The sequence below is a fragment of the Listeria ivanovii subsp. londoniensis genome (assembly GCF_000763495.1).
Taxonomy (GTDB): domain Bacteria; phylum Bacillota; class Bacilli; order Lactobacillales; family Listeriaceae; genus Listeria; species Listeria londoniensis.
The window spans coordinates 1,053,655-1,067,963 of record NZ_CP009576.1 but is presented as its reverse complement, the minus strand read 5'-3'; the positions used below and the strand labels follow the sequence as shown (position 1 = coordinate 1,067,963).

The window sequence follows — 14,309 nt, the reverse complement described above, 5'->3', positions numbered from 1 at the left end:
CTCCCCTTACCGAACCCATTTCGTTGTTGTGATTACCGTTCCTTTAGAATTTCCTTCAATACTGGATTCAATATCAAAACTATCCATTAAACGTTTAACTCCTGGCAAGCCTGCACCAAGTCCACCTGATGTTGTATAGCCATCTTGCATGACTTTTCTAAGGTCAACAATTCCCGGTCCTTTATCTTTGGCAACAATTATCATACCTTGCTTGCCTGCTTCACTTACTTTCTCAATACAGATTTCTCCTCGACCAGCATAAAGGAAAATATTTCTTGCTAGTTCACTGATGGCTGTCGTTATTCTCGCCTGGTCAACTGTTCCAAAGCCAATTTCTTTGGATATTTTTCTACCTAGTTGCCTTGCAGCCACAATGTCCCACTCATTAATTATCTTTACACAGGATTGGAATGTCATATTCATTCCCCCAATTCCTGTTTAAGTTTTTCCAGACCACTTTCAAGATCCATCGCCGAAAGCACTCCACTAAAAGTAATTCCGAGTTCAATTAAGGTAATCGCAACTGCAGGCTGTATCCCAGTTACAACCACTTTTGCACCCATTAGCTTAGACATACTTACTACGTCTCCAAGAATTTTTGCAATAAACGAATCAATAAAATCGATTGAGGTTATATCAATGACTACTCCTCTGGCCGACGTTTCATGGATTTTCGCTAGCAAGTCTTCTTGGAATTCTACCGCAGTTTGATCATCTAATTCACTTTGAATAGAAATTAATAAACATTCACCTAACTTTAAGATTGGTATCCCCACAGTATTCACCCCTCTTTTTCTACTATCTCTCTGTTCGTCAAGGCAAGCGCACGCTCCATGCCTTTTTTCATTGTGTTGGTCGTGATTATTTGATCTAATTCAATTCCTAGATTAACGATTGTTTGCGCTATTTCTGGTCTAATACCTACGAGCATTGCCTGACAGCCGACAAGTCTAACTGCTTCTGATGCTTGAATGATATGATGTGCAACCATCGTATCAACTACTGGAACTCCCGTAATATCAATCAATACCACTTCTGACCGATTTTTTACAACGCCTATTAATAAGTTTTCGATGATTAACTTAGCTCTTTCTGTGTCAATCGTTCCAATTAGTGGCATGACAGAAATTTTTTCAAATATTGGCAAAAGTGGTGCCGATAATTCCTGTAAAGCACTTTTTTGAATCGAAACTGTTTTTTCCCACGTATCCGCGTAGGCTGTCACCACTTTGTTATACATGGTTGAAAGCCATGTTTCAAAGCGATAATAGGCGTCATCCTCTGGTTTTTCTTCTCTTTTTAAAAATAAATCTTCCTCTCTCATAGCTGTATATACTAAAAGCCCGAAAACACGCAGGCCTGTGGTGACAAAATGAATGGGCCAACCTAAATGGACCACTTTTTCTGCAAAATCATCTAACTTTTCGTTAAATTTAGAACCATTTTCTGTTATGTTCGAAACAATCAAATCAACAAACTCTTTACTCGTTTCTTCATACATAGGTTCTTTTGCAATATCATTTATTAATTGGTCTGATTGTTTCTCCATTTCATTCATCCAATTATTTAGTAAGTCTGCCTTATTGGTCCGGATGAAGTTTGCAAAATCTTTATACATTGATTATTTTCCAACCTTTCTCCACTCTCAAGATCTCTCTTTTTTCTGTAATTTGATTAACTACTTTTCAAAAAAAGACATTAGAAACAACTTTAGCGAAGGATAAATCATACGCATTGTTTGTAGGTTTCTGATGTCCCTTAAATCTTGTAAAGTGGTTAATTAGTTCATTATGTATTTGGTATCTTTCTACGTCGGACTTTATTTACTATCCTGCGTTCATCATTCTATGTTATATTTTTAGGTTGTTTAGAATTCTACTACTCCTAGACTGACTTCCAGCGCCTGGTTTACCTTGACCATTAGTTCCTCGTCCAAATGTGTAATCTTATCTGTCAGGCGTTGTTTGTCAATTGTTCTAATTTGTTCTAAAAGAATGACAGAATCTCTTTCAAAGCCATCTTTACGAGTAGCTTCCACATGTGTTGGCAACTTTGCTTTTTGAATTTTTGCGGTTATTGCTGCCACAATCACAGTTGGACTGAATCTATTACCAATGTCGTTTTGAATGATGAGAACAGGCCGTATTCCCCCTTGCTCGCTTCCGACCACGGGGGAAAGGTCCGCGTAGTACACGTCACCACGCTTCACCATCAGCCATTAACCTCCTAATATACTAATATTCCTGTCTTCTGCTTCTGCTTCGACATGGGTACACTCGCATGCAATAGCAAAGTTAATTGTCGCCATCTCCGCATAGCCGCGCTCCATCTCGTCTCTCAACTCACGTGCCCTTTTCTCTTGCAAAAATTGTTGCGTTGCTTCCATTATAACTTCACTCCGCCCCATTTTTTCTTTTTCTACAACTACGTCGAGTTCCTGTACCATTTCCTGTGTCAGTTCTACGGATATTATCATCCGCTTTTCTTTCTCTAACACGTGTCACACCCCCAAAGCCTCGTACCTGTAAGTAACAACTATATCGTACCATTATCAAGCCATGAAGAAAAGAGTTATTTCGCATTTACTTGTTAAGATTGTTGTCGTTTTATCCAACATCCTCTCTTAAGTCCTAGATGTAGCTATAAAGTTTCATATGTTAGATTATAAACGCTTCTCCTCAAAAAAGCACGAATATTACCTTCTAATTGATGTATTTTCTAGGTATACGCTCAGTTAACATACAGGTAACTTCATAATTAATTGTGTCTAAATATTCAGCTGCATCATCAGCTGTTACCGTATTCGCTTCGTCAGTACCAATTATCGTTACTTTTGAACCAGTTTGAAATTTATAAGGTAGTTTGATGATTGTTTGATCCATACATACTCGCCCAATTATCGGAACTTTTTCTCCATTTACTAGCACGTGAAATCCACTGTAGTGACGAATAAGCCCATCTGCATAACCAATCGGTAGTGTTGCAACCCATTCTTTTTCCGTTGCTGTATAGGTCGCTCCATAGCTGACACTATCACCAGGCGCAAGTTCTTTCACATGAACTATCTCGGTATAAAGTGCAAGTGCCGGCTTTAGCTTAAATGGTAAACTTGCTTTAATTTCGATTGATGGCGTTAAACCATACATGGAAATCCCAAAACGAATCGCATCAAAGCCTACTTGAGATTGTAGTAAAGATGCAGCTGAATTTGCTGTGTGAACAAATGTTGGTCGTTCATTTAAAGCTCTTAAAATAGTATGAAACCTCGCTAATTGTTGGTCAAAATAACTGGTTTCCAGCTGATCGGCGGTAGCAAAATGCGTGTAGGCTCCTTCTAAAATCAAGTTCATATTCCCAGCAATTTTCGCTTCGATTTGCGCTGCTTCTTCCGCCTCTCGAATACCTAGACGCCCCATGCCACTATCGATTTTCAAATGCACTTTCAATGGTACTTCAGGATTCAGAGCTTCTAACCAATCTTCACTGTAAATCGTTAGTGAAATATTTTCGCGTGCTGCTAAATTTGCATCCTCTTTTCTTGTTGCTCCTAAGACTAAAATAAAATCATCCCGAAAACCAGCTTCTCGTAAAGCCAGTGCTTCATCCAAAATAGCTACACAAAATCCTTTTGCTCCTGCTTCTTTGGCGATTTTTGCCACTTCAATAATACCATGACCATAGGCGTTTGCTTTCACCACTGCCCAGACTGCTACGTTTTTTGGAAGATGTTTTTGTTCATTTTGGATGTTTTCACGTATTGCTGCACGGTCGATTTCAATCCATGTTGGACGATGCCAGCCTGTCACCATAATTTCCACTTTCCTTTCTAAACTTCAATAATCACTTGTGCCGCAGCAGATCTTGCCGTGTGGGTAATACTCACAAACACCGTCTCATCTGGTTTTATTGGCATTGTCACATGAGGTCTGCCATCTTCTACTTGTAAAATTTCTACATCCGTAAAGCTTAAATGTTTTCCAAATCCAGTTCCGTTCGCTTTTGCATAAGCTTCTTTGGCGGCAAAGCGACCCGCTAAAAATTCAATTTTACGACTACCTTCATATTTTTCAAATTGACTAATTTCTTTTTCTGTTAAAATCCGCTCAATAAAACGGGGATTCTTTTCTAAAACTTGTTTTACTCGTCGTAAATCAATCATATCTAGTCCAATACCTTTAATCATCTTACACCTCTTTCAAAAAATCAGTAACATCATTAACGGCTAGTTTCGCCCCAGCAATACAATCAGGAATTCCAACTCCTTGATAACTCATTCCTGCAAAATAAATTCCCGGGTAGTCTGTTGCAATATTTTCTTTTAGTTGTTTTAGTCTAGCTTGGTGTGTCACTGAATACTGTGGCATTGCAGATTTCATCCGACTTACTTCATAAAAAAGGGGCGCTCTTTCGATATCCATCATTTCGGCATAATCTGCTAAAACAGCAGAAACAATCGCTTCATCACTTGCCTCTTCTAACCAAGTTTCACCTGCTTTACCAACAAAGCCTCGTAATAGCATTTTATCCTCAGGTACCATATGTGGCCATTTTTTTTGCACCCATGTACAAGCAGTGGTTCGATAAGGAGCAGTTCTAGCAACTAAATAACCCGTTCCATCCGGTAAAATGGGTACATCACTTTCATTATAAGCTAATGAGACTGTTGCAAGGCTGGTTAATGGCTGGTTGGAAAACGGTTCTGTTACCCTGTTTCCAAGTAAATCAATTAATGTATCGTGAGTAGCAGCAATAATGACGCCATCAGCTGATATTTTATCTCCATTTTCAAAAGAAATTTCATAAGAATGACCTTTTTTCCAAATTTGCGTTGCTTGTTTTCCTGTGTGCAAATGGTTCTTAGGAAGAGCTTGTTCGACGGCTTTTGGTAAAGAATCTAACCCGCCATCTAGCGTCCTAAATGCGCCAATGGTTGCTTTAGTTCCAGTTGTGTTCAGCTGACTTTGTTGTAGACCTTCCATCAAACTACCATGTTTAGCCACAGCTTCTTCAAATTGCGGAAATGTTGCCCGCAAGCTCATTTTATAAATATTTCCTGCATAAATACCAGATAAAAGTGGCTCTATAAGCGTTTTTACTAATTCTTTCCCAAAACGAACTTCAAAAAAGTCCCCAATCGATTGATCTGCTTTTGTTGTGTTTGCTGGGATGGTTGGTTCTTGTAAGGCACGAGCTTTCCCTACTTCTGAAATAAGCGTGCTTGCTAATAGTGCTTGTTTGTTCGTTGGAATGCCCATCACTGCCCCTTCTGGAATAGGATGTAGCGCTTTTTGATGGTAAATATAAGAACGCCCAGTTGCATTCGCAATTAATTGATTTTCTAACCCTAGCTCTCTCACTAATTCGATTCCGGCTGGCTTTCTCGCTAAAAACGAATCTGGTCCTTTTTCAATTAAAAAACCGTCTCGTTTAACTGTTTCGAATTTCCCACCTAGTTTTTCGTCTTTTTCTACTAATTCCCAAGAATAATTCGGATGTGTTTTTTGTAGTTCATAAGCTGCTACAAGCCCCGATAAGCCGCCTCCGATAATCACAATATGTTTCACTACTTAACCAATCCTCTCTCTATCAAACTCACTTTATTCTTTCTATTTTACCGCAATTACGCCAAAAATAATAGAACATCCTTTTGCGAAAAATAACTACTTTTTACAAAAGGATGTTCTTATTATGATTCATTTATTGTCTTTGAGGGACTATACCATTCATAAACTTGGATAGCTTGGTCTTTGTTTAGATAGCGAACATAGGCTTCCGCACTTGTGCTTCCTGATTTTAGCCAAACATTTAAGTGGCAAGTCCTTCCTTTTTCCATCCAGATGCTCTGCCTTAAGCTTAAGCCTTGGATTCGTTCTTTCCGCATCACATAGGTTAATTTGGAAATAACTGGGCGCGCTTGGATGATTAAGGTATGTTTATCTGAGGATACACCTGTAGCACGGTAACTCGCGATAGCCTTCATTCCTGCTAAAATTGGTAATAGAAGACTAATAATACCGAGTGGGAAAAATAAAATGCTCAGAATTGCAGCTGGAATTACTGTCCATACTAAATAAATCTGTAAAAACCTGCGCAAACTTGCTTTTGGAGCCCGTTCTAATTCTTCCAAATCAAATAAATAATTGGGAAGCATTTCTTTCAAAGTCTGGAAGGCCTGTTCTTTTTTCATGATGGGCAAAAGTAAAATATCACCTGATTGCTTTTCATCACCAGAATTCCCCGCAGTAACCACTTTCACAGCAACCAGTCCAAGTATTTGTCGAAGCGGTGATTCAACAATAATAATTCCTTGGATACGAGCAAGTGATACAGTTGTATGGTTTCTTTCTAACAGTCCTTTTTCGACAACCAGTGAATCGGAAAATTTCATGAGTTTGAATTGGAAATATTTGAAAAGTGTTGTTACAATCGATATTCCCCACAAAACGAACAAAATCAAGACAATTAAAACAATCATCACAATAACGCCCATTTTCCAGAGTTCTTCGGCTTGTGATTCCATCCAATCAGTTGGAATAACTTCTCGAAATTGCTGCATAAAAGCTAGCACAATTAAAAGTGTTCCGAATACCCCACCGGAAGTTACCGCCATTAAAATTAATTGCCTTGTTTGGAGCATAACTGTTTTTTCTGGAACTTCTGCGGGTTGTTCTTCGTCTTTCACATGTTCTTCTTCTATTTCTTGTTTTTTTCCATCACGTAAATCCTTTAATTCATCCACTACCCCCACTGGGACAGCTACTAAATCGGCTTCCGCTTTTCCATTCCCGCCAGCCGTCTCGATGAGTATTTGGCAAACATCAAATGGGATAAAGAAAAACCATTGTTTCTTTTGTACTGTTTGGATGCGCTCATATGGAATGTATGTATTTTTTCTGAAAATCAAACCGTACTTTATCCGAATCCCCTGGTCTTCTAATGTATATTTATAGGTAATGTATTTCAACACAGCAGGCGTTAAAATAAGCAAAATAACCAGAAGAACAATGCCATAAATCGCCCAACTTGGTAAATAACCGGTGCTTTCAATCCCTCTAAAAATAGAAAATAGTGCCACGACAATTGGAACAATATTTCGTCTAACGTTCGTAATTATTTCCTTAATTAGCGCAATTGGATGTAGGCGTCTTTCTTCAAACATCTTCTTTCGCCACCTTCACAAGTTCCAAAATGTGATGCCTTAATTTATCCGATTCTGCTTCATTTACTGCTTCAATGACGTGTGTTTTGGCAGCTGTCGTGATAGATAATGAAACAAGCTTTTGTCGTCTAAGTAATGGACCCTGCCCTGTTTCTACATGCTGAATACGAACCATCGGAATTAATACTCGACTTCTAAAAATGATACCGTGTTGAATTTCCATTTCGTCTGGTTTAATTTGATAACTCCACCTCGCAAAACGAAACGGAATAATAAAGCCGTAAACGAACACTGCGTATAAACAAGTAAAACCAAACCCAATCATGCTCCACCATAGTGATATTTCCGTATAATAAAAAATCACGGCTGCAACAACAGAACAAAGAAGAAAAGCAAAAACAGCTATCCCCTCCGTTTGCCGCCAGACAGTTTTAATTTTTTCTGGTAGTTTTTTTTCTAAATTTTCAAGTTCCATCGCTCTACTCCTTTTTTCTTTTTATCTTACGTTAATAATGATTAAATGGGAAGGGCTTCAGCGTAATTAAATAGAATAATTTAGCAAGCTTTATTCATACTTTATTCATATTTATTTTTTATACTATTACAGAAGGGGTGAGAATAATGAGGGAAAAGTGGCAAATCATACTTATAATCGGGCTTTTATTGGCGACACTAAACTGGCTTCCGGAAATTGCACAGGCGCATAAGGCAACAACTGGTGTAACTTATACAACACAAACTTCCACTGAATTGATGGAATTATTTTTGACTTATTCTCTTGAAAACCCTTATATTGAAATTACGAACGATCGTGCAGAATTAATGTTTGAGACCGAAGAAAATGCAACGATTTCTGTTGTTACAAATAATCAAACTAAAAAAGTGACTGGCTCCTCTACTTACCATCAATTCACGATTGCACATTTAAAGCCTGGAAATAATTTAATTACTATTACAACAAAATCAGCTAAGCATCAGACTAAAAGCAAAACAATCACCATAAATCTTCCAGAAAAACCAAAAAAAGACTCTAAATCATTTCATCCTAAATCTACCAATGAAAATTTTATCTACCGAAAAAAAGGGCAGCTTTTATAAAAGTAAAAGAGGAGGCACTAATTAAAAACTAGTGTCTCCTTTTTTTAGTTTTTGCGCAAAAATGTAAAGCCAAAGGAAACTAGACTTAAACCAGCTAAGAATGCTAACAAAGGATTGGTATCGCCAGTATGCGGTAACGTTCCTGGTGTTTCAATGACACTCCCAACTTTGGTCGTACTAGTTACTTTTGGTGTCGCTGGTATAGTAATGCTATTAAGTAATGTTTTTTCAATAGTCAATTGCAATTTTTGTCCCGTTTGTAAATTATCTGACATAAGGTTATTCCACTCTTTAATATCTGAAACCGTTACATCGAATTTTTTGGCAACTCCAGGTAAAGTATCGCCGCTTTTCACCTTGTAAATCACTTTGATTTTGCCATTTTCATCAGAATCTTTTACTATTTCAAGTGGTCCAAAATCTGTCTCAACCACTTTTTCAATTGGCTGTTTTTCTGCCGGAATAAAGGGTGGTTCTTCTTTCACTGGGGGCGGTGGCGTTCCAACTCCTTGACCGCCACTTCCATAGTCAATCACACTTGCATTTCTTGAAACAGCATCAAAATTATCTCCTGCAATTGTCGCTTTATTTGTATAACTTTTTTGTTTATTCGTAATTTTACTATCATAGTTAATCACAACAGATTGATTAATTAGTGTTCCAATCGTTAACTGGAAATTACGATTATTATCTAGTGAAATTTCGCGCTCTGACTCGGTGACAATTTTTTTATTTGCATCACGATACTTTACTGTCGCTTTACCTAGCAAAGTTTGTCCAGAACCAAGTGTGTCAGTATAAATGGCATTTTCAATTGGTAAAAGGGCATTATTTAAAGTAACTGTCCAGTGCAAAATAGTCGAATCTTTCTCGTCCATTCGTCCTTGTTTAAAAACAACTGTTGGCGAACCTGTCCCACCGCCAGTTGATACTTTACTAATATACGCATTCCAAGCTTGTGTGGTATTTTTTACCGGAAATAAAATCGAGTTAACTTGATCTGTTTGAATATTTTTGCTATTAAACGTAGCGTTATAGTATAAACTGCCGCTTAAATCTGTATGCGTATTAACATAGTCTGTAAAAGTTAACGTTATTGTTCCTGTAGTCGGTTCCACTTTTGCATCTGCTATCGTATTTCCTTCTGCGTCATTCACTGGAAAACCACCAAAATTAATTAATTTTAGCTGTGCTGGAATAGTGAGCGTCATTGTTTCACCACTCACAACTGGCTGTGTAATAACAAAATCATAGGCAACTCTTACTCTACTATTCTCTTTGAAATTGGTTGTATCTTCCCCGTTTTGATTTTGCAGTGCAACTTTAGTAAAAAAACTACTCCCATAATCAGTTGCCGCTTCAGCTTTTGGTACAAAAAATATCGTAGCTAATAAAAAAATAAGTGCAAAAATCAACCACTTCTTTTTCATTTGTTTCATTCCCCCTTAAAACATCTATCATTACAGTTCCCAAATCAGACTGCTTGTAAACTTAACCACTTTCAAAACAGAAAAAAACGCCAGAAATAATCTTCTGACGTCTGCTTTTATAAATTTAATAAATAATTGTAGCTAGCTTTTAACGTGTCAAACATGTCTCTTTTCGACCGGTCTTGCTCGATGCAGTAATACTCGACTCCATTTGCTTCGCCCCAAACAATGATTGCACGAAAATCCACCTCTCCTTGACCAATCTCCACTAAGTTATTGTCCATGTCTTCTAATTCAAAGCCACTGACAAAATCTTTCATATGAACAATTGGAGCACGTCCACTGTATCGCTTCATAAATTCCCCTTCGTCATGTCCAGCCGCTCTAATCCAATATGTATCTGGTTCAGCATAGATACATACACCATTTACTGGATCAGTAATGAAATCCATCACTCTTCGGCCAGCAATTAACTCATTAAAATCATATTCCGGATTATGCAAGCCAACTCGAAAACCAAGTGAATTTAATTGCTGAGCAGCCCTAATTAGCGCTTCTTTTGTTGCTTTATAACCAACCAGATTTTGGTCTTCCTCTTCGATATACTTATCAAAAATTGTTTTACAACCAAAATAGTATGCTTCTTGAATGATACCATCTAAATCAGTCATAAAACGGCCATGCTTAATATGCATACCAATCACCTTTAATTCATATTTACCGAGGAAATGTAATACTTCGGCGGGATCATTTCCTCTCATACCGTCAAGTTGCACATACCGAAACCCAATTTCATGAATTTTTTTGAATGTACCTTCTAAATCTCGTTCCATTTCTTTTCGTACTGAATAAAGTTGGACCGCTATTTTATCTTTAATATCCATAGTCTTCCACCTTTCTTATGCTTTTAAATCAAGCCATGCTATTTCTTCTTTTGACAGCTGAATATTCGCCGCTGCTACAGAAGACTTTAGTTCCGCTTGATTCTCAGGACCGATAACGGCTGCTGTTGGGAAAGATTGACTTAGCACATAAGCAAGCGAAATTTGAATGGGAGTACATCCTTTTTTCTGCGCTAGCTCTTTGGCTCGTTTGTAGCGTTCCCAGTTGGATTCGCTATAATAAACTTCTACCATTTCTGTATCTGATGGGTCTTGTTCTGAAAATTCACCAGAAAAGAACCCCCCAGCCTGTGAAGACCAAGAAAAAAGTGGTAAATTCGTTTGTTCATGCCAGCGCACCATCTCTTCACTTGCGGAAACACAATTTTCCCAGCGTGGTCGGTTTACTTTTGCTAAACTAAAATTAGGGCTATTAAAACTAAGTGGTGTTAAACCGTGTGTCATGGCGTATTCATTTGCTTCGATAATTCGTGGTAACTCCCAATTGGAAAGTCCAATCGCATATACACGGCCATTTTCTACTTCTTTGTGTAAAGCTTCCATAATCGGACCTACTTCAACTGCCGGATTATCACGATGTAGCGCAAATAACTCCACATGATTGGTTTGAAGCATCTCCAAACTCACAGAAATGTCTTCGTAAATCGCTTCTGGCGTTACACGCGGCACATCACTCGCTTCACGTACTGGATGTCCACCTTTTGTTTGAATAACAACATTTTCTCGATTACCACGCATCTGCATCCATGCTCCAATTGCTTTTTCGCTATGACGATAATGACGGGCTGTATCAAAAATATTTCCACCAAACGCAAAGTATTGATCAAGTACAGGACCTGCAAAATCCATATTATCTACTCGTAAGAAATCCCCAGCACCCATGACTAAGTTAGAACATGCAATATCAATCTTTTGACCATTTTTTCTTCCTTGTACAATGATATTTTCCATTAGATTTCACACCCACTTGCTGCCAATTTATCTACTACGAGTACAGAAGTAGTTTGTTTAACTAAAGTTGCAGGAATCGCCACAGTTGGCTTCGTTTCGACAACCTGCTGAACAATTGCTGCTTTTTTTTCGCCTGTAGCGACTAAATAAATTTCTTTTGCTGCTAAAATCTGTTTCATTCCAAGTGATATTCCGTGAGTCAGGGGTAAACTTGTCTCAAAGTATTTACTCATGACACGTTTAGTGACATCATCCAATTTCACTACATGACAATTGACATCGACAGGTACAAATGGTTCGTTAAATCCAATATGTCCATTAAGACCGATTCCTAATAAGATAAAATCAATTCCGCCTCGTTCATTAATAAATGTATCTACACGAGTACATTCTGCTTCTAAATCAGCTCTCTTCCCGTCAAAAAAGCAAATTTGCTCAGTAGTGACATCTTTTAAACGGTCAAAAAAAGCATCATCTAAAGTCCGGATACAACTTCCTTTCGTTTCTCTACCAAGTCCAACCCATTCATCTAGACCAACAAATTGCGTTTGACTAAAATCCACTTCACCGGCTAGATTTGCTTTTACTAATGCTTCTATCGTTAATAACGGTGTATCTCCACCAGCGATACAAACTAAGCTTGATGGCTTTTCGTTTACTAGTTCAATGATTTTTTTGCTTACTGTTTCAGCTACTACTTGGGGATTTTCTTTTATAACTACTTTCATTTATTATCAACCTTTCTCTATTAGAAATCTAAGTCCAGTGCCGCATGTGCTGCTTCCCTGTCAGATACAACGGCTTCTTCTTTGATTAAACTCTTCTCATACATTTTGAAGAATGGATAATACATACAGACTGCTGCAGCTAGAACAAAGACGATTAAGATAATTGCTCGCCAGTCCATCGTTGCTAAATATTGTGCCAGTGGAATGGGTGTCCCACCGACATTTGCAATTGGTGGCCGAACCCAGCCAAAGTGAAATACAAACCATTGACCAACTGCTAAAATAGGTGTTCCAAGTACAAACGGAATGAACAAATACGGATTAAAACAAATTGGCAATCCGAAAACAACCGGCTCAGAAATCGTGAAAATAGCTGGTACAACAGATACCTTGCCGACAGCCTTTAACTCTTTGGATTTACTAAATAAGGCAAGAATAACAAGTGCTCCTGTGATACCCGATCCAGAAAATCCCATGAAGTAATCCCAGAAATTTGGTGCAAAAACATGTGGAATCGGTTCTCCTGCTGCATAAGCCGCCGCATTTGCTCCTAGATATTGAGTCATAAAAGGAAGTACAAAACCAATTAAAATCGCGTAACCATTTAAACCGATAAACCAAAATAGCATTTCTAAGAAACAAATTAAGAATACAGCATAAGGAGTATCAATACTATTAATTGCTGGAGCAAGCATTGTCGTAAAAGCTTCTGGAATAATTTGCCCACTAGTAATACTTTGCATCAAGACACTTAAACCAACAGCACCAAATAATAACACCACAAGTGGAATAATTGCTTCAAAAGTAGTCGCGATTCCTGCTGGCAAACCTTTAATCCGGATAGTGATATTTTTTCTAATGAACAAACCAATCAGTTCTACCGAAATTAAAGCCCCAAAGATAGCGATAAATAAACCTCTAGAATCTAAAAACGCTGTATTTAGAACGCCATCAACCATTTTCGTATTCAAAATAAGCGTGACCATAACAGCTGCCATGACGCTATGAAGTACTGGAACTTTCATTTGTTTAGCATGGCTGTAGGAAATAGTGATTGCTGCATAAACCGATAATAGTCCAAAGGTAAACTGGAAAGGCAAATTAAGCGCTGCGGCATTTTGGATGAAGAATTCTTTTACACCAGAACCTGCCGGAAACATATTTCCTATAGCCGAAATAATCAGTGAAAATGAGCCAATAATCAACACGGAAATGAGAGCAATCATCCCATTCTTAATGGAAGAAATATGGCGTTGTTTTTCAATTCTCGCAGCAACAGGTTCAAAATACTTCTCCATAAAAGCAATAAAACGGTTCATAAAAGATTGTTTGTTTTTACTCGACATGTTGTTTCCCTCCACTTTTTTATTTATTCATTTTAAGGATAATCGCATCTTTTAAAATATTTGCACCGTTGACTGTTCCGTAATCCTTTGTATCAATGACTTGAATGGGTTTATCAAATTCAGCCGCAATCTCACTTAAATGTTTTAATTGGTGCTTGATTTGCGGACCAACTAATATAACATCAAATGCTTCGATGTATTCGCGAAGTTCTCCTGCTGGATGAGCTTCGATTTTAACATCGGTATTTTTTAGCTTTTCGCTATTTTGTGCGACCTCTTTCATTTTTGTGACCATAACTCCTGTAGATGCTCCTAAGTTACACACTAAAAGCACATATAATTGATTCATTTCCATTTACTTTTCCCCCTCCATTTTTATTGCTTTGATTTCTTGGTACATTTCAATCATTTCGCGAATTAATGTCGAAGCTAAAATAGTATTCATTAATGTGTCTTGAGCATGAACAAGTAGTATGGAATAGCTAGCTTTTTCGCCTCGAGTCTCTTGGATTAACATCTCCGTTTGTTCTTTATGAGCCTGAATCATTAACTCATCTGCTTCTTTTAGTAGTAATTCTACGTGAGCTGTATCAGATTCTTTTGCTGCTTGAAGTGCTTCGACTAATTTGGAAAACGAATCTCCCGCCAGTGAAATTAATGAAAACGATATTTTTTCTATGTCCATAATGAAACCC

The 14,309-nt window shown here is 37.8% G+C and carries 18 protein-coding genes; 1 reads left to right on the top strand and 17 read right to left on the bottom strand.

The features are described 5' to 3' along the window. Positions 1-6: 6 nt before the first annotated feature. From JL53_RS05145 to JL53_RS05100, 10 genes are all read right to left on the bottom strand, one after another. Positions 7-417 (bottom strand): anti-sigma regulatory factor, encoded by a 411-nt coding sequence (locus JL53_RS05145; RefSeq protein ID WP_038406971.1) that lies wholly within the window; start codon positions 415-417, stop codon positions 7-9. A 2-nt stretch (positions 418-419) separates the two neighbouring features. Further along, positions 420-776 carry an RsbT antagonist protein RsbS gene (locus tag JL53_RS05140; RefSeq protein ID WP_003719089.1) on the bottom strand — a complete coding sequence of 119 codons (357 nt, stop codon included), beginning with the start codon at positions 774-776 and terminating at the stop codon, positions 420-422. Positions 777-781: 5 nt separating this feature from the next. Further along, entirely contained in the window at positions 782-1,618 is an 837-nt protein-coding gene (locus tag JL53_RS05135) for an RsbT co-antagonist protein RsbRA (RefSeq protein WP_038406970.1), read from the bottom strand. Positions 1,619-1,867: 249 nt separating this feature from the next. Next, complete coding sequence (locus tag JL53_RS05130; protein WP_025279828.1) at positions 1,868-2,215, bottom strand: type II toxin-antitoxin system PemK/MazF family toxin; 348 nt, start codon at positions 2,213-2,215, stop codon at positions 1,868-1,870. Between the two features lie 3 nt (positions 2,216-2,218). Further along, positions 2,219-2,497: a CopG family ribbon-helix-helix protein gene (locus JL53_RS05125; protein ID WP_003761302.1), complete on the bottom strand. Its 279-nt coding sequence runs from the start codon at positions 2,495-2,497 to the stop codon at positions 2,219-2,221. A gap of 205 nt (positions 2,498-2,702) precedes the next feature. Next, the gene (alr, locus tag JL53_RS05120; RefSeq protein ID WP_038406969.1) at positions 2,703-3,809 is read right to left on the bottom strand and encodes an alanine racemase; all 1,107 of its coding nucleotides are present in this window, start codon (positions 3,807-3,809) and stop codon (positions 2,703-2,705) included. 17 nt (positions 3,810-3,826) lie between these two features. Further along, positions 3,827-4,183, bottom strand: a complete 357-nt coding sequence (gene acpS, locus JL53_RS05115; RefSeq protein WP_003719083.1) for a holo-ACP synthase — start codon at positions 4,181-4,183, stop codon at positions 3,827-3,829. A 1-nt stretch (position 4,184) separates the two neighbouring features. Next, complete coding sequence (gene hemG, locus JL53_RS05110) at positions 4,185-5,564, bottom strand: protoporphyrinogen oxidase (RefSeq protein ID WP_038406968.1); 1,380 nt, start codon at positions 5,562-5,564, stop codon at positions 4,185-4,187. 122 nt (positions 5,565-5,686) lie between these two features. Continuing rightward, positions 5,687-7,159, bottom strand: coding sequence for a PH domain-containing protein (locus tag JL53_RS05105; protein ID WP_003719081.1), 1,473 nt, complete (start codon positions 7,157-7,159; stop codon positions 5,687-5,689). Continuing rightward, complete coding sequence (locus JL53_RS05100; protein ID WP_003719080.1) at positions 7,152-7,634, bottom strand: PH domain-containing protein; 483 nt, start codon at positions 7,632-7,634, stop codon at positions 7,152-7,154. Before JL53_RS05100 ends, JL53_RS05105 begins: the two co-directional genes overlap by 8 nt. Positions 7,635-7,780: 146 nt before the next feature. Here JL53_RS05100 and JL53_RS05095 point away from each other — a divergent pair, with 146 nt between their 5' ends. Next, positions 7,781-8,257, top strand: coding sequence for a hypothetical protein (locus JL53_RS05095; RefSeq protein ID WP_038406967.1), 477 nt, complete (start codon positions 7,781-7,783; stop codon positions 8,255-8,257). A gap of 44 nt (positions 8,258-8,301) precedes the next feature. On the opposite strand, the gene JL53_RS05090 is transcribed toward JL53_RS05095, so the two are convergent. The 7 genes from JL53_RS05090 to JL53_RS05060 all read right to left on the bottom strand — a co-directional run bounded on the left by JL53_RS05090 (position 8,302) and on the right by JL53_RS05060 (position 14,299). Continuing rightward, positions 8,302-9,687, bottom strand: a complete 1,386-nt coding sequence (locus tag JL53_RS05090; RefSeq protein WP_038406966.1) for a collagen binding domain-containing protein — start codon at positions 9,685-9,687, stop codon at positions 8,302-8,304. A 116-nt stretch (positions 9,688-9,803) separates the two neighbouring features. Next, positions 9,804-10,571, bottom strand: coding sequence for a sugar phosphate isomerase/epimerase family protein (locus tag JL53_RS05085; RefSeq protein WP_003719078.1), 768 nt, complete (start codon positions 10,569-10,571; stop codon positions 9,804-9,806). Between the two features lie 15 nt (positions 10,572-10,586). Beyond that, complete coding sequence (locus JL53_RS05080; protein ID WP_003719077.1) at positions 10,587-11,540, bottom strand: aldo/keto reductase; 954 nt, start codon at positions 11,538-11,540, stop codon at positions 10,587-10,589. Then, a complete protein-coding gene (locus JL53_RS05075) occupies positions 11,540-12,268 on the bottom strand; it encodes a glucosamine-6-phosphate deaminase (RefSeq protein ID WP_038406965.1) in 729 nt (242 codons plus the stop codon). Before JL53_RS05075 ends, JL53_RS05080 begins: the two co-directional genes overlap by 1 nt. 20 nt (positions 12,269-12,288) lie before the next feature. Further along, positions 12,289-13,614, bottom strand: coding sequence for a PTS sugar transporter subunit IIC (locus tag JL53_RS05070; RefSeq protein WP_038406964.1), 1,326 nt, complete (start codon positions 13,612-13,614; stop codon positions 12,289-12,291). Between the two features lie 19 nt (positions 13,615-13,633). After that, positions 13,634-13,969 (bottom strand): PTS sugar transporter subunit IIB, encoded by a 336-nt coding sequence (locus JL53_RS05065; protein WP_038406963.1) that lies wholly within the window; start codon positions 13,967-13,969, stop codon positions 13,634-13,636. After that, positions 13,970-14,299 carry a PTS sugar transporter subunit IIA gene (locus JL53_RS05060; RefSeq protein WP_003719073.1) on the bottom strand — a complete coding sequence of 110 codons (330 nt, stop codon included), beginning with the start codon at positions 14,297-14,299 and terminating at the stop codon, positions 13,970-13,972. Positions 14,300-14,309 lie beyond the last annotated feature (10 nt).